Annotated in this window: 13 protein-coding genes; 9 read left to right on the top strand and 4 right to left on the bottom strand. The window is 36.4% G+C overall.

The genetic code is table 11. The features are described 5' to 3' along the window. The first annotated feature begins 110 nt into the window (after positions 1 to 110). From ACN1CN_RS06610 to ACN1CN_RS06590, 5 genes are all read left to right on the top strand, one after another. Entirely contained in the window at positions 111 to 1,325 is a 1,215-nt protein-coding gene (locus ACN1CN_RS06610; RefSeq protein ID WP_419135074.1) for a tRNA modification GTPase, read from the top strand. Between the two features lie 196 nt (positions 1,326 to 1,521). Next, positions 1,522 to 2,394: an alpha/beta hydrolase gene (locus ACN1CN_RS06605; protein ID WP_419135073.1), complete on the top strand. Its 873-nt coding sequence runs from the start codon at positions 1,522 to 1,524 to the stop codon at positions 2,392 to 2,394. 42 nt (positions 2,395 to 2,436) lie between these two features. Next, entirely contained in the window at positions 2,437 to 3,123 is a 687-nt protein-coding gene (locus ACN1CN_RS06600; protein WP_419135072.1) for a GNAT family N-acetyltransferase, read from the top strand. Positions 3,124 to 3,184: 61 nt separating this feature from the next. Then, positions 3,185 to 3,553 carry a nuclear transport factor 2 family protein gene (locus ACN1CN_RS06595; RefSeq protein ID WP_419135071.1) on the top strand — a complete coding sequence of 123 codons (369 nt, stop codon included), beginning with the start codon at positions 3,185 to 3,187 and terminating at the stop codon, positions 3,551 to 3,553. A 153-nt stretch (positions 3,554 to 3,706) separates the two neighbouring features. Continuing rightward, positions 3,707 to 5,296: an ABC-F family ATP-binding cassette domain-containing protein gene (locus ACN1CN_RS06590; RefSeq protein WP_291285220.1), complete on the top strand. Its 1,590-nt coding sequence runs from the start codon at positions 3,707 to 3,709 to the stop codon at positions 5,294 to 5,296. Positions 5,297 to 5,320: 24 nt separating this feature from the next. On the opposite strand, the gene ACN1CN_RS06585 is transcribed toward ACN1CN_RS06590, so the two are convergent. Further along, positions 5,321 to 6,865: a YifB family Mg chelatase-like AAA ATPase gene (locus ACN1CN_RS06585; protein ID WP_419135070.1), complete on the bottom strand. Its 1,545-nt coding sequence runs from the start codon at positions 6,863 to 6,865 to the stop codon at positions 5,321 to 5,323. 404 nt (positions 6,866 to 7,269) lie between these two features. Here ACN1CN_RS06585 and ACN1CN_RS06580 point away from each other — a divergent pair, with 404 nt between their 5' ends. From ACN1CN_RS06580 to ACN1CN_RS06570, 3 genes are all read left to right on the top strand, one after another. After that, a complete protein-coding gene (locus ACN1CN_RS06580; RefSeq protein ID WP_419135069.1) occupies positions 7,270 to 8,493 on the top strand; it encodes a S41 family peptidase in 1,224 nt (407 codons plus the stop codon). Positions 8,494 to 8,662: 169 nt separating this feature from the next. Next, positions 8,663 to 11,659, top strand: a complete 2,997-nt coding sequence (locus ACN1CN_RS06575) for an amidohydrolase family protein (RefSeq protein WP_419135068.1) — start codon at positions 8,663 to 8,665, stop codon at positions 11,657 to 11,659. 40 nt (positions 11,660 to 11,699) lie between these two features. Beyond that, entirely contained in the window at positions 11,700 to 13,007 is a 1,308-nt protein-coding gene (locus ACN1CN_RS06570; RefSeq protein ID WP_419135067.1) for an amidohydrolase family protein, read from the top strand. A gap of 120 nt (positions 13,008 to 13,127) precedes the next feature. Here the strand turns inward: ACN1CN_RS06570 and ACN1CN_RS06565 are convergent, their stop codons facing one another. Continuing rightward, positions 13,128 to 15,455 (bottom strand): TonB-dependent receptor, encoded by a 2,328-nt coding sequence (locus tag ACN1CN_RS06565; RefSeq protein WP_419135066.1) that lies wholly within the window; start codon positions 15,453 to 15,455, stop codon positions 13,128 to 13,130. Positions 15,456 to 15,859: 404 nt separating this feature from the next. Between ACN1CN_RS06565 and ACN1CN_RS06560 the strand changes: the two genes are divergently transcribed. Beyond that, entirely contained in the window at positions 15,860 to 17,176 is a 1,317-nt protein-coding gene (locus tag ACN1CN_RS06560; protein ID WP_291285225.1) for an ammonium transporter, read from the top strand. 161 nt (positions 17,177 to 17,337) lie between these two features. On the opposite strand, the gene ACN1CN_RS06555 is transcribed toward ACN1CN_RS06560, so the two are convergent. Together ACN1CN_RS06555 and tilS are read right to left on the bottom strand one after the other, a co-directional pair. Beyond that, on the bottom strand, positions 17,338 to 19,455 hold the full coding sequence (locus ACN1CN_RS06555) for a cytochrome c biogenesis protein CcdA (protein ID WP_419135065.1): 2,118 nt from the start codon (positions 19,453 to 19,455) through the stop codon (positions 17,338 to 17,340). After that, on the bottom strand, positions 19,455 to 20,765 hold the full coding sequence (gene tilS, locus ACN1CN_RS06550) for a tRNA lysidine(34) synthetase TilS (RefSeq protein ID WP_419135064.1): 1,311 nt from the start codon (positions 20,763 to 20,765) through the stop codon (positions 19,455 to 19,457). The genes ACN1CN_RS06555 and tilS overlap by 1 nt, the downstream gene beginning before the upstream one ends. Between the last annotated feature and the right edge of the window lie 116 nt (positions 20,766 to 20,881).

Here is a 20,881-nt window from a genome sequence, read left to right as displayed (position 1 = left end):
TCGCACATTACATTTACACTCAAAAAATAATGCTGCTATTTTTTTATTCAAGGATTTATCTAACTAACATTCACTAAATAAAACCAATAATAATCAACAACCAAATTTTAATGAAAAAACAAGCCTTATTTCTTGTATTAGCTCTTATAATAAGCATTAACAGTTATTCTCAAATAGTTTTCGAACACGGTTACATTATTAACCAAAATAATCAAAAAATAGAGTGTCAAATCGAAGATCAAGACTGGAAAAATACTCCTACCAACTTCAGATACCAACTCCCTGACAATACGAATATCATTACTGCGGATATAAAAACTGTAAAAGAATTTGCAATCACCGGACAAAGTAAGTACATCAGATCTTTAGTTAAAATAGACCGCTCCTCAAAAAACATAGAAAGTATGAGTACGGATAAAAATCCTGATCTTAAAGAAGAAACGCTCTTCCTGAAAGTACTTGTTGAAGGAAAAGCATCTCTCTATTCATATAACAACGGAAACTTAAGACGTTTCTTCTACAAAATGGACAATACCGAGATAAAACAGTTGATTTACAAAACATATCTAAGCGAAAATTATTCAATTGCCAAAAACAACTACTTTAGAGAGCAGTTATTTATTGACATGAAATGCGAAAATATCCTTCAAAAAGAATATGAATTTTTAGACTACAACTCCACTAAACTGCTAAAATTTTTCATCAAGTACAACAAATGCAGTGATACTAATTTTGCCACTTTTGAGCCTAAAGAAAAGAAAGATGTCTTTAATTTAACCTTAAGACCAAGACTAAATAATAGTTCTTTATCAATAAGCGATCATTTTGACTTTAAGTTTGATTCGAAAACAAATCTTAGTCTGGGTATTGAAGCAGAATTTATTCTCCCTTTTAATAAAAATAAATGGACAATAATCGCAGAGCCAACTTATCAATACTATAGTGGAGAAAAATCAAAACAAACCTCCAATTTGTCTGGTGGTGAAGTAAACGCAAAAGTAGATTATAAATCAATAGAACTGCCAATAGGAATTAGGCATTACTTTTTCCTTAATAATAATTCCAACATATTTGTAAATGCTTCTTTGTTGTTTGATTTTGATTTGAACTCGAAAATAGAACTCACCAGAAAAGACGGTTCGTTAGTAAATAAATTAGATGTTAGTTCCCGTAACACCTTAGTATTTGGAATTGGTGGAAAATTTCGTGACAGATACAGTATAGAGTTTAGATATTTGGCTGGCAGAAAGATTTTAAGCAATTATCAAACCTGGAGCTCCTCATTTTCAACGACATCTGTCATACTAGGTTATTCCTTTTTCTAAAACATTTCACTAGCATCAAACACTTAATAAATCCCTTTCATTGCTTGATGAAAGGGATTTATTTTATAGTCGTTTTTTAACAATGTTTTCCCTTTTATTAAGATTTTAGCATGCTATAAATTTGTATTTTCGTTCTACACAACTTTCCTGTTTCACGCTGTGACATTTTACCCTATTACTATTAAATAACACCATAATGAACAAACTTTTTACCCTTGCCCTTTTATTTCTCTCTACAACTTTTATGTTTGGCCAAACCAATAAAACCAAAACAGCAGAAACCAAAAAACCATTTGTATTAGGAGTTATCGATGAAATTCAATCGAAAGAACTGGGCGAAAAGAGGATACTGAATATTTATCTTCCGGAAGGATACAAAGCGGAAGAGACAACAAAATATCCGGTAATTTATTTGCTAGACGGCTCAGCTGATGAAGATTTTATTCATATCGCCGGTCTGGTACAGTTTAATAGTTTTGAATGGATCAATCAGGTGCCTAAATCAATTGTTGTGGGAATTGCAACTGTCGACAGAAGAAGAGACTTTACCTTTCCGACAACTATTGAAAAAGATCAAAAAAGATTTCCAAGTTCCGGTCATTCTGATAAATTCATTGCTTTTATCGAAAAAGAACTGCAACCTTTTATTGAAAAAAACTACAAGGCCAATGATTCAAAAACCATCATGGGGCAATCATTGGGAGGCTTACTCGCTGCTGAAATTTTATTAAAGAAACCAACACTTTTTAATAAGTACGTTATCGTGAGTCCAAGTATTTGGTGGAATAATGCATCGATTCTAAATCAGGATAGTGCTCTTTTTCAGGAAAATTTTAATCAGCAAACCCAAATTTACCTTGCAGTGGGCAAAGAAGGGCTTACTCCAACCGAAATTTCAAGAGTAATGGAAGTGGATGCCAATTTACTGGCTGAAAAGATTAAAGCCTCAAAAAGCAAAAACATAAAAGTCTATTTTGACTATCTCCCACTGGAAAATCATGCTACTATTTTACATCCCGCAGCTTCGAATTCGTTTCGTTTTTTCTATCCTGTAAAAGAGAAAGAATAAAAACTAAATATAGCGTGCTCTGGAAAATTATTTTCTAAACTAATGAAAAATAAAAACGAGAATAAATTAGATAATCCGGTTTGGCATTCCTTATCCGAAAGTCATTCCGCATTTGCTCTTGATTATGACGGTACTAAATTTTACAATCCGGAGTATTGCCCGTTTGGAGGTTTTATAAAACCGGAAAGCACTTTAAAAGCCGCAAAGCAATATGCATCTATATCGGATTCTTTTTTTATAGTGGGTGAAAAACCTGAAATTGCCGATTCTTTAAAAATAGTCAAAGAACTGGTTTGTCTGCAAATGGTTGTTCCCGACAAAATTCAGCTTGCAATAGACACTGAAATTGTCAAACTTACCGAAAATCATAATGCCGAATTATTACAATTGGTTAACTTGGTTCAGCCGGGGTATTTCAAACCCAAAACTCCTTTATTAGGCAATTATTACGGAATATTTAAAGAAACCCAATTGGTCGCAGTTACTGGCGAACGCATGAAAATGAATGATTATACAGAAGTGAGCGCTATTATCACACATCCCGATCACACCGGAAAAGGTTATGCCAAACAATTGATTACAGCTGTTGTCAATAGGATTTTAGACGAAAATAAAACTCCTTTTTTACATGTGGTCGAAAGTAATATTGGAGCCATTAGCCTGTATGAAAAACTAGGTTTTAGGACAAGAAGAAAAATCAGTTTTTGGAATATTTCTAAAAAACAGTAACTTTATACTACACCTAAAATAGTCGTTCAAAAATCAGTTTTAACATCGTAATCCTAAAAACATGACAGTAAATAAACAAACCGTAACCGAATATATGGAAGCTTTTAGGGTAAGCGATCATAAACGAATTTTAGATTGTCTTACTGATGATGTGATTTGGGAAATGCCCGGAGTTTATCAGCATGTTGGTAAAGAAGCTTTTGATAAAGAAATTGAAAACGACAATTTCACAGGCAGTCCCACCATTCAGATCCTAAAACTGATTGAAGAAAATGATATCGTTATTGCTGAAGGTGCGGTTCAGGGAAACATGAAAAATGGCAATAAACTGGATGCTGTTTTCTGTGACGTTTTTGAAATGGAAAAAGGAAAAATTAAAAAGCTCACCTCCTATTTAATGTCTAAAAATGCCAGTTTAAAATTTGAATAAGGTGAAACTCAAATCTTAAAAACTATTTTTTGTATCTTTGCAGCAATAAATAAACCGTACCATCTCTATGTGAATAAAAATTTCTTTCGGACAATTTTAAGGTAAGCTATTAAAATGGCTTGCACATTTGCTTATTCCCTAAAGAAAGAAATTATGGTTATTTTACAGCATATCTCCTACTTACATTCAAACAAGAATTTGTTGTTTGATAAAATTACTTTTACAGTTAACCCTCACCAAAAAATTGCTTTAATTGGCAATAACGGTGTTGGAAAATCAACCTTATTAAAAATTATTGCAGGCGAATCAGAACCTGTCGACGGTTTATTAAAAACAGATTCCAAACCCTATTATCTGCCTCAAATTTTCGGGCAGTTTAATCAGCTTACGATTGCTCAGGCGCTTCAGGTTGAAGACAAACTGAATGCTTTGCACGAAATTCTTAACGGAGTCGTTTCTGAAGAAAACCTTACTATTTTAAACGACGACTGGACAATTGAAGAGCGTTGCAATGAAGCCTTACAATACTGGCAGTTGCAGGATTTAGATCGGAACCAAAAACTCGGAACGCTGAGCGGCGGACAAAAAACAAAAGTTTTCCTGGCCGGAATTTCGATTCATGAACCAAAACTGGTTTTACTCGATGAACCAAGTAATCATTTGGACATTTCGGGAAGAGAATTATTATATGAATTTATAAAAAAGAGCGCTTCAACTTTGATTGTAGTAAGTCACGATCGAAAATTATTGAATTTACTGCAGGTTGTTTATGAATTATCAGGACAGGGAATAACAGTTTACGGTGGTAATTATGATTTTTATACTGAACAAAAACAGATCGAAAATAAGGCTTTGAGTCAGGATATTCAAAGTAAAGAAAAAGCGTTACGCAAAGCAAAAGAAAAAGAACGTGAAACTCTGGAACGTCAAAACAAACTGGACTCCCGTGGTGAAAAGAAGCAGAAGAAAGCCGGAGTTTCAAGAATTATGATGAACACTTTGCGAAACAATGCCGAAAACAGTACGGCCAAAACAAAAGGTGTTCATGCCGAAAAAATTGGAACTATTGCTAAGGACCTGCAAAAATTGCGGTCAACATTACCTGATATTGATCAAATGAAATTTGGTTTTGATAAAACAAACCTTCATAAAGGAAAAATACTTTTCAAAGCATCAGCAATTAATCATAGTTATAACGATCAGTTGTTGTGGAAAAATAAGCTTCATTTTCAAATTCTAAGCGGGCAGCGTATCGCCCTCAAAGGTGCAAACGGCTCCGGAAAAACGACATTGATAAAAATAATCACGGGCCAATTGCAACCCAAAACAGGAAATGTTTACAAAGCCAATTCTAAATCAATTTACATTGATCAGGATTATTCACTTATTGAAAATCAAATTTCAGTTTATGAACAAGCACAGAAATTTAATACTTCCGGTTTACAAGAACATGATCTGAAAATGAAACTTGATAAGTTTCTGTTTTCACAAAATGATTGGAACAAACCCTGTTTTGCTTTAAGCGGAGGTGAAAAAATGCGACTGATGCTTTACTGTTTAACCCTCAATAGTGAGGCTCCGGATATGATCATTCTGGATGAACCAACAAACAATCTTGATATTCAAAATATCGAAATTCTGACCGCAGCTGTAAACGAGTACAAGGGGACTTTAATTGTGGTTTCGCATGATATCCTTTTTTTAGATGAAATTCATATTGAGAATTTTATAGAATTAAGTTAAATTTTCGCTCCAAAACAGTAAAATCTAAAATCTCAAACTCAGCCAGCCCTCACGATCCAAACTTCTGTACTGAATCGCTTCGGCAATATGCTGCGAGATTACATGGGGCACTCCTTCTAAATCGGCTATCGTTCGCGCTACCTTCAAGATTCTGTCATAGGCTCTTGCTGACAGATTCAATCGGTCCATGGCCGTTCTCAGCAACTCTTTTGATTCCTCATCCAATACACAAAACTCCCGAATGAGTTTACTGCTCATTTGTGCATTGTAATACACATTTTCGATTGCTTCAAAACGTATGCTTTGAATTTCTCTCGCGGCAGTAACCCGTTTGCGAATTTCGGCACTGCTTTCGGCTTTTTGATCATCGGCCAGTTTTTCAAAAGGAACCGGTGTGACTTCAATATGAATGTCGATTCTATCCAGCAATGGCCCCGATATCTTACTCAAATACCGCTGCATCTCATGCGGCGAAGAAGTATTGGGCATCGCAGGATCATTGAAAAAACCACTGGGACTCGGATTCATACTAGCCACAAGCATAAACGAGGAGGGATAAGTTACTGTAAATTTAGCACGCGAAATAGTGACTTCCCGATCTTCAAGCGGCTGGCGCATTACCTCTAAAACATCACGCTTGAATTCCGGCAATTCATCTAAAAACAAAACGCCATTGTGAGCCATCGAAATTTCTCCGGGCTGCGGATAACTTCCTCCACCCACAAGCGCAACGTTTGAAATAGTGTGATGTGGACTTCTAAAGGGTCGTTGATTCATTAACCCTACTTCTTTTAACTTTCCTGCAACGCTGTGAATTTTTGTTGTTTCAAGAGCTTCACGCAAAGTCATTGGGGGTAAAATACTAGGCACTCGCTTGGCCAGCATCGTTTTTCCTGCTCCGGGCGGACCAATTAAAATAATATTATGACCGCCGGCCGCCGCAATTTCCATACAGCGTTTTATACTTTCCTGCCCGCGTACATCTGAAAAATCAAATTCGGGGAAATCCAGGTTTTTATAAAATTCGGCACGAGTATCAATAATGGTAGGCTCAAGCGTTCCTTTTCCATTAAAAAAGTGAATAACATCCTGCAGTTTTTCAACACCATAAATCTCCAAACCGGTCACTATAGCGGCTTCTTTTGCATTCTGAATTGGCAGAAAAAAACCTTTATACCCCTCCTCTTTTGCTTTTATCGCGATAGGCAGTGCTCCCCGGATAGGCTGCAAACTACCGTCCAAAGAAAGTTCTCCCATAATAATGTATCTTTCAATCTCGGGTGCTTTTAGCTGATCGGAAGCTACTAAAATTCCCATCGCCAAGGTTAAATCATAGGCAGAACCTTCTTTACGAAGGTCGGCCGGAGCCATATTTATGGTTATTTTTTTTCCGGGAAAATTCAATCCGTTGTTCTTAAGCGCGGCAGCAATCCGGTAGCAGCTCTCCTTTATGGCATTATCCGGCAATCCAACTAAATGATAACCAATCCCTTTGTCCATATGTACCTCTACCGTGATTGTTGTTGCTTCTACTCCAAAAACGGCACTTCCGTAAACTTTTACCAGCATAAATCCTATTCATTAAATGTTTCTAAATCTAATGAAAAATATTTAAAAGTAGGTTTATTATTACAATTAAATAATTCAGACCCACATTAAATTATTTTAACAATCAATCCATCCCCTAAATCATTCATTATCAAATATTTTTCTCAAAATTTATCATAAAACTCTAAATTAGCGTTATAATATAAAAATCCAAAAGCAACATGAAGCACCTCCTCAAACCTTTTCGACACAAGATTTTTATTTTTTGCAACAAACCAGTTCTTTTCCTCCTTCTGTCTTGCCTTACACTATCGGGTGTAAACAGTCAGCAAAAGAAAATAACCGAGAAATTTAAAAAGGAAACTATCTTAAAAATAGATTCCCTGATACAAAAGGAATACATATTTCCTGAAAAGGGAAAACTGATGGGCGCTCATTTAAAAAAGGCTTATAAAGAAAATAAATTCAAAAAATACGATTTGCTGGATTCCTTTGCTGTAGCCTTAACAAAAGAAGTCCGGTTTATCAACGACGACAAACATCTTAGAATCAGACCCAAATTTGTTCCTGAAAAAGACAAAGCAATTGCGACCAAAGATTCGTACGAAGTTTATCTTCACAATTTAACCGACGATCGAAAACTCGCCAATGGTTTTAGAGAAGTTAAAATACTTGACGGCAATATTGGCTATCTTAAGTTTAACTATTTCATACACGAAACTCAAAAGACTATCGATTCTTATATGCTGCTGTTGGCTAAAACAGATGCCATTGTTGTCGATCTAAGAACTAACGGCGGTGGGAGCCCCAAAACCGTTCAGTACCTGTGCAGTTATTTCTTTAAAGAACCTATATTGTTAAATACTTTATACTTTAGAAAAGACAACTTTACAGAGGAATTTAAGGTCATCGAAGTAAACGGCAAAAAACGAACCGATGTTCCTTTGTTGATTATCACCGGAGCCAGAAGTTTTTCGGGAGCAGAAGAATTCAGTTATAACATGCAAACACAAAAAAGAGCAACCTTAGTTGGTGAAGTAACCGGTGGCGGTGCCAATCCGGGTGAAATTCTTGAAGTGAACCCTCTCCTGGAAATATTCATTCCTACCGGAACTGCCATAAATCCAATTACTAAAACAAACTGGGAAGGTATTGGTGTAATTCCGGAATATAAAACAGTCAAAGATTCCGCATACAACAAAACAATAGAATTGGCCGCAAAAGCAGCCGAAGGCTATCGAAACAAAATAGCAGCTGAATCAAAAAAACTGTATCTGGAATTGCAATCCGTTATCGATCAGCAAACACAACCTCTTAACGAAACTGATTCGGCTAAGATGGACCAGCAAATCGCAACGGTAGTTAAAAAACTAACCGAATCTGATTTGTTTTCAGAAGAAGACATTGCCACGCTATCTTCTGACTATAGTAAGACAAAACCATTTATTGCAGAGTCCATTTTAAAAAGCAATACCGAATTGTATCCAAAATCTCCGATGGCATTTTTAAAATATGGTGATCTTTTGGAACAAAATGGAAAAAAAGATCGTGCGGCGGCAGTCTTAAAAAAAGCAGTAGAAATTGCAACAGAAATCAAAGCTCCTTATCTGGAAGGTCTAAAAAACCGCTATGAGAAAATCCTAAAATAAAAAGACATTCTTAATAACTGCGCTCACAAAAACAATACAAAACATCAAAAACACGGAAAGTACTAAATCGTTTTTGGTACTTTCTGTATAATGTAAAAAATTAATTTTAATTAAAACTTGCTTAAATATTAATATTTGCTATTTTTATTAAAAATTTTATTAATTATCCATGAAAAGAAAACTACTACTACTATTTTTGAGTGTTTTTTTAACAAAAACGTATGCTCAAGATTACTTTCCTGTAAATGAAAGTGTCCACAACAAAAACAACAATTACACCGTTTTTACCAATGCCACGATTTATGTTACTCCAACACAAAAAATCGAAAAAGGAACTTTACTCATCCAAGATGGAAAAGTGGTTGCTGTTGGAAACAACATCACCGTTCCTAAAAACAGCATTGCGATTGATCTTGCCGGAAAAACTATTTATCCTTCGTTTATTGATATCTACACCAGTTTCGGGGTTGAAAAACCTAAAGCCCCTGCCGGACGTGGACGTGATCGCAGCCCTTTATACGATACTAAAAAAGTAGGTTACTACTGGAACGAAAGTGTTCGTCCTGAAGTAAATACTTATGAGACTTTTAAATACGATCAGCCTAAAGCGGAAGAATTACTAAAAGCCGGTTTTGGAGTAGTTGGAACGCATATTGCCGACGGAGTTGCTCAGGGAACCGGAATTCTGGTAGCCCTAAACAATACCGAAAACAGCAAACAAATTATTGCCAATAAACTAACCAACCATTTTGCTTTTACAAGAAGTGCCTTAACCAATCAGGCTTATCCAAGCTCATTGATGGGGATGACGGCTTTATTACGTCAGATGTATCTGGATTTAGACTGGTACAAAAAAGGAAATTCAGAAACGAAAGACTTATCATTAGAAGCATTAGCAGACAATGAAAAACTAGTTCAGATTTTTGCTACAGAAGACAAATTAAACAGCTTAAGAGCAGCAAAAATTGCTAAAGAATTTGGACTAAATTATATCTTGAAAGGTAGTGGAAATGAGTTTGAAAGAATCGAGGAAATTAAAGCTACCAATGCAAAATACATCATTCCAATCAGTTTCCCTGAGGCATATGATGTTTCTAATCCGTATTTGTCCAATCAGATCGAACTGGCTGATATGCGTTTCTGGAATCAGGCGCCAACTAACTTAAAAGTACTTGCAGACAACGGAGTTGTTTTTGCCTTAACCACAGACAAATTAAAAAAGACCGAAGATTTTAAACCTAATTTATTAAAAGCTATTAAGTACGGTTTTGATAAAACAAAAGCGTTAGAAGCTTTAACTACTGTTCCTGCTGCTTTACTTGGAAAAAGTAATGAAGTGGGAAGTTTAAAAACAGGTGCTTTTGCCAATTTCATTATTACTTCAGGTGAAATCTTTGACGAAAAAACTGTTTTATACGAAAACTGGGTACAGGGAACGAAATATGTAGTGAATGACGTTAACGCAAAAGATATTCGCGGTAACTACGACTTAACCGTTGGAAAAGACACTTACAAATGGAAAATTGAAGGAACAGCTGATGCTCCAAAATCTGAAATTACAACTGCAGATACCAAAAAAGTAAGCAGCACTTTTGCCGTTTCTAAAAACTGGATCACACTTTTGATTAAACCTACAGATTCTATCAAATCAAACTTTACACGTTTAACCGGATTAATAGAAAAACCGGAAAATTTATCCGGAAAAGCGGTTTTGGCCAACGGAACTGAATTGTTTTGGAGCGCTACAAGAACAAGTCCGTTTGTGGCAGTTAAAGACTCTACTAAAGTTGAAAAACTAAATCCGATTATCCCGACAACTTACCCAAATATTGCTTTTGGAGACTCCAAAAAATTAACTGCTCAAACTTTATTATTCAAAAATGCTACAGTTTGGACCAACGAAAAAGAAGGTATCCTAACCGAAACAGACGTTTTAATTAAAAACGGAAAAATTGCTGCCGTAGGCAAAAACCTTTCAGATGCTTCTGCTACGGTTATTGATGCAAAAGGAAAACACATCACCAGCGGAATTATCGACGAGCATTCGCACATCGCTATTTCAAAAGGTGTAAACGAGATGGGGCACAACTCTACTGCCGAAGTTACGATTCAGGATGTTGTAAACTCTGAAGACATTAATATCTACAGAGACCTGGCAGGAGGTGTAACCACTTCGCAATTATTACACGGATCTGCAAACCCAATCGGAGGGCGTTCTGCAATTGTAAAATGGAAATGGGGTGCTGCACCTGATGAGATGTTATACAAAAACCAACCAAAGTTTATCAAATTTGCTTTAGGAGAAAATGTAAAACAAGCCAATTGGGGAATTGATAACCCAACTCGTTTTCCACAAACCAGAATGGGAGTTGAACAAGTTTTTATGGATTATTTCCAACGTGCAAAAGAATACGATGAAAGCTGGAAAAAATTCAACGCAGGTTCTAAAAAAGGAAAAGCCCCTAGAGTTGATTTAGAAATGCAGACTATAGCTGAGATCCTTAACAAGGAGCGTTTTATTACCTGTCACTCTTATGTAGAATCTGAAATCTTAATGTTGATGAATGTTACCGAGAAATTCAATTTCAAAGTAAACACTTTTACGCACATTCTTGAAGGTTATAAAGTTGCCGATAAAATGAAACAACACGGTGTTGGAGCTTCTACATTCTCTGACTGGTGGGCTTACAAATTTGAAGTAAACGATGCAATTCCGTTCAACGGACCAATTATGCACAATGAAGGATTGGTTGTGGCTTACAACTCAGATGATGCCGAAATGTCAAGAAGATTGAATCAGGAAGCTGCAAAAGCAGTGAAATACGGAAATATCTCTGAAGAAGAAGCCTGGAAATTTGTAACCCTGAACCCAGCTAAATTATTACATATTGACGATAAAGTAGGAAGTGTGAAAGTGGGTAAAGATGCCGATGTTGTATTGTGGAGCGAAAATCCATTGTCTATCTATGCTAAAGTCGAAAAAACAATGATTGAAGGTGTGGTATATTTTGATGTTGAAAAGGATGCCGAAAAACAATTGGCTATTTCAAAAGAAAGAAGTTTACTTATTGGACAAATGTTGCAGGAAAAAAACAAAGGTATGAGCACGCAACAGCCAACCAAAAAAGAGAAGAAAGAATATCACTGTGATACTTTAGAACAATAATAACGGCTTTATAAAATTCATAAAGATAAAAACAGCTAACATGATCAATAAAAACATATATATAACTTTGCTCGCCTTTTGTGCCTCGCTACAAATGAAAGCGCAGCAAATACCTGCCCCTCAACAAACCAAATCGGTTTTGATATTAAATGCCACTGCTCACTTAGGTAACGGAACCGTTATTCCAAACAGTGCGGTTGGATTTAAAGACGGAAAAATAACACTGGTAGCCGATGCAACAACGATAAGACTTGCAGCCGATGCATACGACACCACTATTGACGCCAGCGGGAAACATGTTTACCCGGGATTTATCGTTGCCAATGCCACATTAGGTCTTGTAGAAATTGATGCTGTAAAATCATCAGACGATCAGGAAGAAATTGGAACTTTTAATCCTAATGTAAGAAGTATTATTGCGTACAACTCTGAATCAAAAGTAGTAGAAACTGTTCGTCCAAATGGTATTTTGATGGCGCAGATAACCCCTCGTGGAGGCCGAATTTCAGGAACCTCTTCTGTTGTACAGTTAGATGCCTGGAGCTGGAAAGATGCGATTATAAAAGAGAATGACGGAATTCATCTTGACTTCCCTTCTAATTTCAGAAGATCAGGATCATGGTTTGAGCCGGGAATTATTGAAGCCAACAAAGATTATCCAAAACAAGTGGAAGAAATTGCTGCTTTCTGGGGTAATGCTAAAGCTTACAATCAGGCTGCTTCAAAAGAAAGAAACATCATTTTTGAAGCTACAAAAGGTCTTTTTGACGGAACTCAGACACTTTATGTACACGCAGATGAAGAAAAACAAATCGTTGATGCCATTCAGTTAGCAGTAAACAATCAGATCAAGAAAATAGTTATCGTGGGAGGATTTGAAGCTTATAAAGCTGCCGACGTATTGCAAAAATATAATGTTGGTGTATTCTTAAGACGTGTTCACGACATGCCTTCAAGTGATGACGAAGATGTAAATCTTCCTTACAAAATGGCCAAAATACTTACCGATAAAGGTATCGTAGTTGGGCTTGAAAACAGTGGAGATCACGAGCGTATGAGTGTGCGTAACCTGCCATTCTTAGCCGGAACCTGTGCTGCATTTGGTTTAGATAAAGAAAAAGCATTACAGCTTATCACTTCAAATACAGCAAAGTTATTAGGTATTGATGCTACTTGCGGTACATTGGAAACGGGTAAAGATGCTACTTTATTTATCTCTGAAGGTGATGCACTGGACATGAGAACCAATAAACTAACGACTGCTTTCATTCAGGGAAGAAAAATTAATTTAGAAACTTTCCAGACGAAGCTGAATGATAAATTCAAAGCAAAATTCAATCAGAAATAAGCGATAGTTTTTTAAAACAAAAGGCATCATTTGAAAATTCATCTGATGCCTTTTTTATTTGAAACAAAAAAGAAGCCCGAACTTTAATGGTTCGGGCTTCTTTTTAAATGAGTGCCATCTCTAAAACTTGTAGAGATAGCTTAAGGTGAATCTGGCACCATTACCTTTTACATAACTCAAATTATCAGCCATCCATTGCGAAGGAACTGTAAAATAATCTTTATTGAAAACATTCTCTACCCCTAGTTGTATACTACTGTTTTTATCCAAATTATAATTACTAAAGAAACTAAAAGTCGTAAAGGAATCCATTGGTCCTGTTCCGTAGCTGTACTTACCATTTACAGGATCAAAACGCTTGCGGTTACCTGCGCTAAGCATTTGCAATCGCAATGTCCAATCGGATAAAGGACTATAAGAAACATAGGCCGTAGTTTTTGGAGGACCAATTCGGTCGCCACCAAGATAAACTTTCTTGTCGTTAATTTCTCTTTTGCCTTCGGTATACGAATAAGACCCTCCCAAGCTTAAATTATCTAATACGGCATAATCTGCAGCCAATTCAAACCCATAAATAGTCTCCGGAGATCTGGCAATTTGAGCTTTCCCATCCACAAATACATAAGAGGCCCCAAGTTCAGAAGTACTAACATATGTAGCAGCTTCGATATTCAGTTTTCCAAATGTACTGCTAAACCCTACCTCATAATTATTGGCTATTATCGCTTTGGTTGTAAGTTCCTTAACCGTATTTTCTTTGGCAGAGCGCAATACCAGTCCTAAATCGCCAAGACTGTAACTTTGTGAAAAACTAACAAAAGGCTTAAAATAAGATAGTTTATTGTAACGTAAACCTGCATTAAAAATCAAGGCATTGTAATTAATCGCATCCCCTTTTACAACAATTCCTCCACCCGAATAACCTCCGGTAACATAATTGCGGGTAGCCAAAGTGGTATATGTAGGAACATCAACATTAATATTCTCAAAACGCGCACCTGCCTTAAAAATCAGATTTTGCATAAAAACTGATTTCACCTGCAGGTATGGAGCAAGATTACGCATATCCATTTCCGGAACCGAGACACGCCCATCAGTAAGTATCGTAGAAATAACATCTGAAAGAACATCCAGACCATATACAAAATTACCATTCCAATTATCCGAAACAACAAAAGGAGTATTCAAATTAATACGCAAGCCTTTCTTTTTACTCAGGTTTCCGGGTTGTCCGTTTCCTTCAAAAAAATTGCTGGATGATAATAAGGTATAAAAATGCTGCAGGTATAAAGTTACATCCAAATCTGTTTCACCAATAATTCTCTCACTATTGTAATGAATGTACAGATTGTGATTGTATGGTGTTCCCTCTGCCAGACCCGGACGATCTCCTGGAACTCCTATTGTTGGCAAATTAGCATTTCCGTATTGCCCGGCCTGAGCAACATAATCTGTATTTTGCTTACTTGTAAAATAATTATACATTACTTCAACACGATTGTTAATATTGATGTCATAACCAACTTTTGCAAAAACGTTCCACATATCCAATTCATTCAATCCATATTCGGGAGAAAGGACGCGGCCTTTGGCATCTCTCGAAACACCAGTATTCTCAAAACGTCCTGAAACTACATAATCAAACTTCTTAATTTTACCCGTAAATTGTTGACCAATGTATCCTCCAAATGTCTGATCCGGTTTAGATAAAAAACCTGTACTACCAATTGAAGTCTGACCGCTTATTGCTTTACTAACATTTGGTTTCTTAGTAATATAATTAATAAGTCCTCCATCAGCGCCATTACCATAAATGGCTGTTGCCCCTTTTATAACCTCCACTCTTTCGATAGCAAGCGGATCTATGCTTCGAATATCACGCATACCATTGCGTAATGGAGTCGATTGCGGTACACCGTCGATCATTACCAAAATTCCACGCCCACGCAATGTTTGTCCAAGGTTACTGGTTCTGTTGGTATTAAATCCAAGTCCGGGAACCGTGTTTGCCAGAATCTCACTTAAATTGTTATTAATTGTTTTTTGCACCGAAAGACTTTTTAGTCCTATAATATTGATGGAAGAAGGAACCTCATCCAACGTTTCTTTCTTACGGCTGGCCGAGACTACAACCTCATCTAAATCTGAATCTTGTACCAAAGTAAAATCGGTATGAAGAGTCTCCCCCGCTATCAATACAATGTCTTGTTCTGTTGTTTTATATCCTACTGCCGAAACTTTAACAGTATACCTTCCCGAAATAACACTGAGAGTATAAACACCTTGCTGATCTGCAACTTCTCCAACTTTAAGTTCTGAAATACTTATAGAAGCAAAGGAAATAGGTAGGCCCTGATTGTCATTTATTCTTCCTGTAATAATAGATTTTTGCGCACTTGCAGTAAAGCTTATCGTAAAAATGGCGGATAAAAGTAAAAATATTTTCATTATTTAGAATTGTTTTAAATTACAAACTTACAAAACGAAGCCTTATATTTTGCAACCTAACAAAAACAAATTTGAATAAAAACACTTTCAAAAACATAACCCACTGAATTTAAATCGATAAGAAATTACAGAGACAAAAAAAACTCTAAAATCCTATTCTGTAGCAACTTCCTTAAACATAAACAAACCAAAACTTACATTTTGCAGCCGATTTTTAATTAAAAAAAGGATTTCTGCTAAAACCTCATTACCAAAACCTAATTTTAAGACATATTTAAAACACATACCCATAAAATAATAGGGGTCAAAATGAAAAATTAATAAAAATAAACCACATAACGCTATTTTTTACAGGGGTTTAAGTTGATTTTATACTTTTATAAAAAAATTAAAACCAATTAACTATGCGAAAAATTATTTTAAGTGTGATTCTTATCACGATTTTGGTACTAACCTTTTTGTCCAACTTCATCCTAACCGATAACCCAATTCCGGCAGAAGCTGTAAAGTTTGACACCGGAGATACTGCCTGGATGATCGTAGCAACCGCTTTTGTTTTGCTTATGACACCGGGACTAGGATTTTTCTACGGAGGAATGGTAGGTAAGAAAAACGTTATTAGTACTATGCTGCAAAGTTTTATGGCAATGGTAATTGTTACTATTTTATGGGTTATAGTAGCTTTCGGATTAGCATTTGGCCCTACCATTGGCGGAATCATTGGAGATCCAACTTCTAATTTATTCTTTCAGGGTGTAGGTACTTCTACTGCCTGGAGTCTTGCTCCAACAATACCTTTTATGTTATTCGCATTGTTTCAGGCCAAATTCGCCATCATTACACCTGCATTAATCACCGGTGCATTTGCAGAACGTGTGCGTTTCTGGGCTTATTTATTATTCATGGTTTTATTCATTATATTCATATACTCCCCTTTAGCACATATGACGTGGCATCCTGATGGAGTTTTCTTTAAAATGGGTGTATTAGACTTCGCCGGAGGAACAGTAGTTCACATGAGTGCCGGATGGGCCGCCTTAGCCGGAGCCATATTCCTGGGAAAAAGAAAACTTCAAAAAGTAAATCCGGCCAGAATCACTTATGTTTTACTAGGAACAGGTTTATTATGGTTTGGATGGTTTGGTTTCAATGCAGGTTCTGCATTAGGAGCTAACGGACTGGCCGTTCAGGCTTTAGGAACGACAACGGTTGCCGCTGCTGCTGCTGCCATGGCATGGGTTTTCCTTGACAAAATCTTAGGCCATAAATTATCTGCTCTTGGCGCTTGTATCGGAGCAGTTGTTGGTCTCGTTGCCATTACTCCTGCCGCAGGTTTCGTGAGCATTTCTCACGCTATTTTTATCGGAGCATTCTCTGCCATAGTGAGTAACCTTGTCGTAAGCAAATTCCCTAAAGGAAAAATCGACGATGCTCTAGACGTTTTTGCCTGCCACGGTGTTGGTGGTATGGTTGGAATGCTGTTGACCGGTGTTTTTGCATCCAAAGCAATCAACCCGGCCGTTGGAGACAATCAGGGTTTGATTTTTGGAACGCCAACCTTATTCATCAATCAGCTGACAGCTCTGGTAATCGTTTCCATCTTCGCTTTTGTGGGTTCATATGTTTTATTCTTTATCGTAAATAAAATTACCCCACTAAGAGTTACCGAAGAAAAAGAAGAATTAGGACTGGATATATCCCAACACGGCGAATTCTTATAAAACTCAATTTCCTCTTTTGCCATAAAAAATCCCTCTAAAGCTCAACCTTAGAGGGATTTTTGTTTTGAATTAACTTCACCTTTTGTTTATTGTAGATTTTAGATTGTAGAATTTAGATTATATACTCTATCCATCTCACATTTAACCTCTCACAAAAAAAACTATTTGAAATTCGAGATTCCTTCTTTCAGCCATTGCAGGTATTCCTCTGCATTTACATAACTGATCGTCGGTTTTGAAGGGTTTAAATTCTTCCCTTCCAAATCGGTGATCACGTATAAGGGCTGCGTATTGGTTTTATATTTTGAGATCATAAAATCGGTCCATTTATCGCCAACAGTTTCAATTTTATCTCCTTTTGCTGTAACATATTGCTCTTCTTTTGGAAGATCGCGTTTATCATCGACATAAAGGGAAATTAAAACTACATCATTCTTCAAGATTGGCAGAATCATTGGTTCTGACCATACATTGTTTTCCATTTTTCTGCAATTCACACAGGCATAACCTGTAAAATCCAGCATAATCGGTTTGTTGATTGATTTTGCATATGCTAAACCATCTTCATAATCATGAAAAACCATGATTCCATGAGGGCCTAACTCCGCTCCTGCCGGCATGCCTGAGACAATCTCAATACTGCTGTTACCCGAAGTAGAAGATCCTCCTACTCCAAACGGACTTTCACTATATTGTGGAGGTGGCGGGAATGCATTTATTAACTTCAAAGGCGCTCCCCAAAGTCCCGGAATTAGATACACCGTAAAGGCCAAAGTAACTACTCCCAAATACAATCTCCCTACAGAAATATGTTGTAACGGACTATCATGAGGCAAAGAAATTTTTCCAAATAAATATAAAGCTAAAGCCCCAAAAATAGCAATCCAGATCGCTAAGAAAACTTCTCTTTCCAATAAATGCATTTGTAAAACCAAATCAGCATTGGATAAAAATTTGAAAGCAAAAGCCAATTCTAAAAATCCTAAAAATACTTTTACCGTATTAAGCCATCCGCCCGATTTTGGCAATGAATTTAACCAGCCCGGGAACATCGCAAACAACATAAATGGCAATGCCAATGCTAGTGAGAATCCAAACATTCCAACAATTGGTCCAATTACACCATTTGTAGCTGCCTCAAACAGTAACGATCCAACGATTGGTCCTGTACATGAAAACGATACAATAGCCAAGGCCAAGGCCATAAATAAAATTCCAATTATTCCTCCTCTATCGGCTTGCTGATCTACTTTATTAGCCCATGAATTGGGTAACATAATTTCAAAACCACCTAAAAAAGAAGTAGCGAAAATTACCAACAGAACAAAGAATCCAATATTAAACCAAACGTTCGTAGCCAATGAATTTAATGCGTCAGCACCAAATATCCACGAAACTAAAAATCCTAATGTAACATAAATTACGATAATAGAAACTCCATAAATAATGGCATTTCTAACTCCGGCAGCTTTTGTTTTACTCTGTTTGGTAAAAAAACTAACCGTCATAGGAATCATAGGGAAAACGCAAGGAGTCAGCAATGCTGTAAACCCAAACAAGAAAGCCACAAAAAAGATCGACCATAAACTTCTTGGCGACGCTGGCATTGGGTTCTTTTCTTTCGCATTAGCCACCGAAGTCGCTACATTTACCTTTACATTTACATCTCCTGCCTTCGTTACTACTGCGGTTTTAGCCGTATCACTGGCTGCATCAATCACGATCACCTTAGTTTCATTTAACTTTGGATCTATCGCCATTGCAGCTGCATCCATTTTAAAGTTTGACGGAATTGCAATCGAGAATTTTTTACTTGAATTGATACAAACTTCTTTACAAACCTGAAAATCAAAATCAACATCAACCGTTTTTAGATTTGGATTGATGATGGTGATTTCCTGTTCGATATGTGCTTTACCTTCAAAGAAAGTTTCGTTTACTCCAAACACATCATTAAACGCAGTTTTGGTTTTTCCTTCTTTGGCTTTTCCAACCAAATTATAATTTCCCTTTTGATTTTTAAAAGCAATCTCCAAAGCAAGTGGCCCGCCTTCCGGTGTAAATTGCGAATACATGTGCCAGTCTTTTTCAATCGTCCCGTCAAAAATCAAAACGGCATTATTTCCGGCTCTCTTTTCAATTTTAGAAGTCCATTTTACAGGTTCCAGGATTTGGGCATTTCCCATTGCAAATGCAAAAAGAAAAAACAGCAAAAACAAAATGGATTTATTCCAGACACTTTTCGACATTGTTGTTTGATGGTAGTAGTTAGGGTTCATTATAATAATTCTATTTTAATTATTTTGTTTGTAGTATTCTCAATTTTAAAACGTTCATCCTGTCTGATTCCAATCACCCACACAATTTGATCCTCTGAGCATAAAATCCAGATCTTTTCCTTTTCAATCAGCGACAATTTTTCATCTTTAAAAAGCTTGCTTAGCTTTTTCGATTTCCCATCCATTCCAAAAGGATGAAAAACATCACCTTCTTTCCATTTACGTAAAATCAACGGAAACCGGATTTTTTCAGCGTCCACAAATATAGCTTTATTTGAATCTATTGTAATGTCGTCTACCTGACAAAGCCTCAATTTTAAGGGAAAATTAACGTCTTGCTCTCCTTCGTTAATTTCAAATACTTCCTGCTCCTCTTCTTCAGAAATTGGACTCAAAATCAAAGTATCCCTGTTTTTCAACAATCGGAAATCGGCCGAAAACACTTGTTTTCCTGATTGCCCGTCTACCAAATCATAAACATCATTCCAGGCCAGAAAACCAAATTCATTGAGCCACTGGTACAGATACGATTTATAATTGGGCAGTTTTTTGAGCTGATTCAGATCAAAATGAATATCATCACCCTCTTCTTTTGCCACCTGCTGGTAAATCATGATCGAAGCATCCTCAACCATTTCCTGCGATTCCTGCAGATAAGATTGTGTTTTTTGAAAGGCATTTAAAAAATTTGGATTGATCTCTTTTAATATTGGAACAAGATCATGGCGGATTTTGTTTCGAAGGTATTTATTTGACGCATTACTGCTGTCTTCCCGCCATTGAATATTATTTAGTTGGGCATAGTCTAAAATTTCCGTTCTGGAAAAAGGCAACAGCGGACGAATAATTCTATCATTCTCTTCCGGAATCCCTATTAATCCCTCCAATCCGGTGCCTCGGGTTAAATTGATGATGAATGTTTCCAGATTATCATCGGCATGATGGGCTGTTAAAATATAGTCGAAATTTTCGGTATCTAAAAGTTCGTAAAACCAGTTGTAGCGCAATTCACGAGCCGCAACCTGAGTGGATAGTTTGTAATCTTTGGCAAATGCTTCGGTATCAAATTGGGTACTAAAAATTGGAACAGCATTCTCATCACAGTACTTTTGAATAAAATCCTGATCCCCGAAACTTTCTAATCCGCGAAGTTGAAAATTACAATGCAAAACAGCAATCTTAACAGGCAATTGCTGAAACAAATGCAACAAAACCATACTGTCTAAACCTCCGCTTACCGCCAGAAACAGCTTTTTATCTTCCAAAAATGGAAACCTTGAAGCGAGATGATTTTGAAATTTTGAAAGCATTTATAAATGTAAAAATTTAATTCTAATTATCGAGAAAGATTCTTTTATGTTTTAAAAGTGCATGGATTTTATTCTTTTTCAGCTTTTACACCGAATCTCCTGACGCTCTAATTCTC

Source organism: Flavobacterium sp. T12S277, assembly GCF_048514875.1.
Classification (GTDB): domain Bacteria; phylum Bacteroidota; class Bacteroidia; order Flavobacteriales; family Flavobacteriaceae; genus Flavobacterium.
This window is presented reverse-complemented; position numbering and strand designations above follow the sequence as displayed.

Bases quoted from the DNA above. Each gene is read 5' to 3' on its own strand.
- ACN1CN_RS06580 (WP_419135069.1), top strand. From the start codon at position 7,270: ATGGGCGCTCATTTAAAAAAGGCTTATAAAGAAAATAAATTCAAAAAA.
- ACN1CN_RS06575 (WP_419135068.1), top strand. From the start codon at position 8,663: ATGAAAAGAAAACTACTACTACTATTTTTGAGTGTTTTTTTAACAAAA.
- ACN1CN_RS06560 (WP_291285225.1), top strand. From the start codon at position 15,860: ATGCGAAAAATTATTTTAAGTGTGATTCTTATCACGATTTTGGTACTA.
- tilS (WP_419135064.1), bottom strand. From the start codon at position 20,765: ATGCTTTCAAAATTTCAAAATCATCTCGCTTCAAGGTTTCCATTTTTG.
- ACN1CN_RS06555 (WP_419135065.1), bottom strand. From the start codon at position 19,455: ATGAACCCTAACTACTACCATCAAACAACAATGTCGAAAAGTGTCTGG.
- ACN1CN_RS06590 (WP_291285220.1), top strand. From the start codon at position 3,707: ATGGTTATTTTACAGCATATCTCCTACTTACATTCAAACAAGAATTTG.
- ACN1CN_RS06600 (WP_419135072.1), top strand. From the start codon at position 2,437: ATGAAAAATAAAAACGAGAATAAATTAGATAATCCGGTTTGGCATTCC.
- ACN1CN_RS06595 (WP_419135071.1), top strand. From the start codon at position 3,185: ATGACAGTAAATAAACAAACCGTAACCGAATATATGGAAGCTTTTAGG.
- ACN1CN_RS06565 (WP_419135066.1), bottom strand. From the start codon at position 15,455: ATGAAAATATTTTTACTTTTATCCGCCATTTTTACGATAAGCTTTACT.
- ACN1CN_RS06610 (WP_419135074.1), top strand. From the start codon at position 111: ATGAAAAAACAAGCCTTATTTCTTGTATTAGCTCTTATAATAAGCATT.
- ACN1CN_RS06585 (WP_419135070.1), bottom strand. From the start codon at position 6,865: ATGCTGGTAAAAGTTTACGGAAGTGCCGTTTTTGGAGTAGAAGCAACA.
- ACN1CN_RS06570 (WP_419135067.1), top strand. From the start codon at position 11,700: ATGATCAATAAAAACATATATATAACTTTGCTCGCCTTTTGTGCCTCG.
- ACN1CN_RS06605 (WP_419135073.1), top strand. From the start codon at position 1,522: ATGAACAAACTTTTTACCCTTGCCCTTTTATTTCTCTCTACAACTTTT.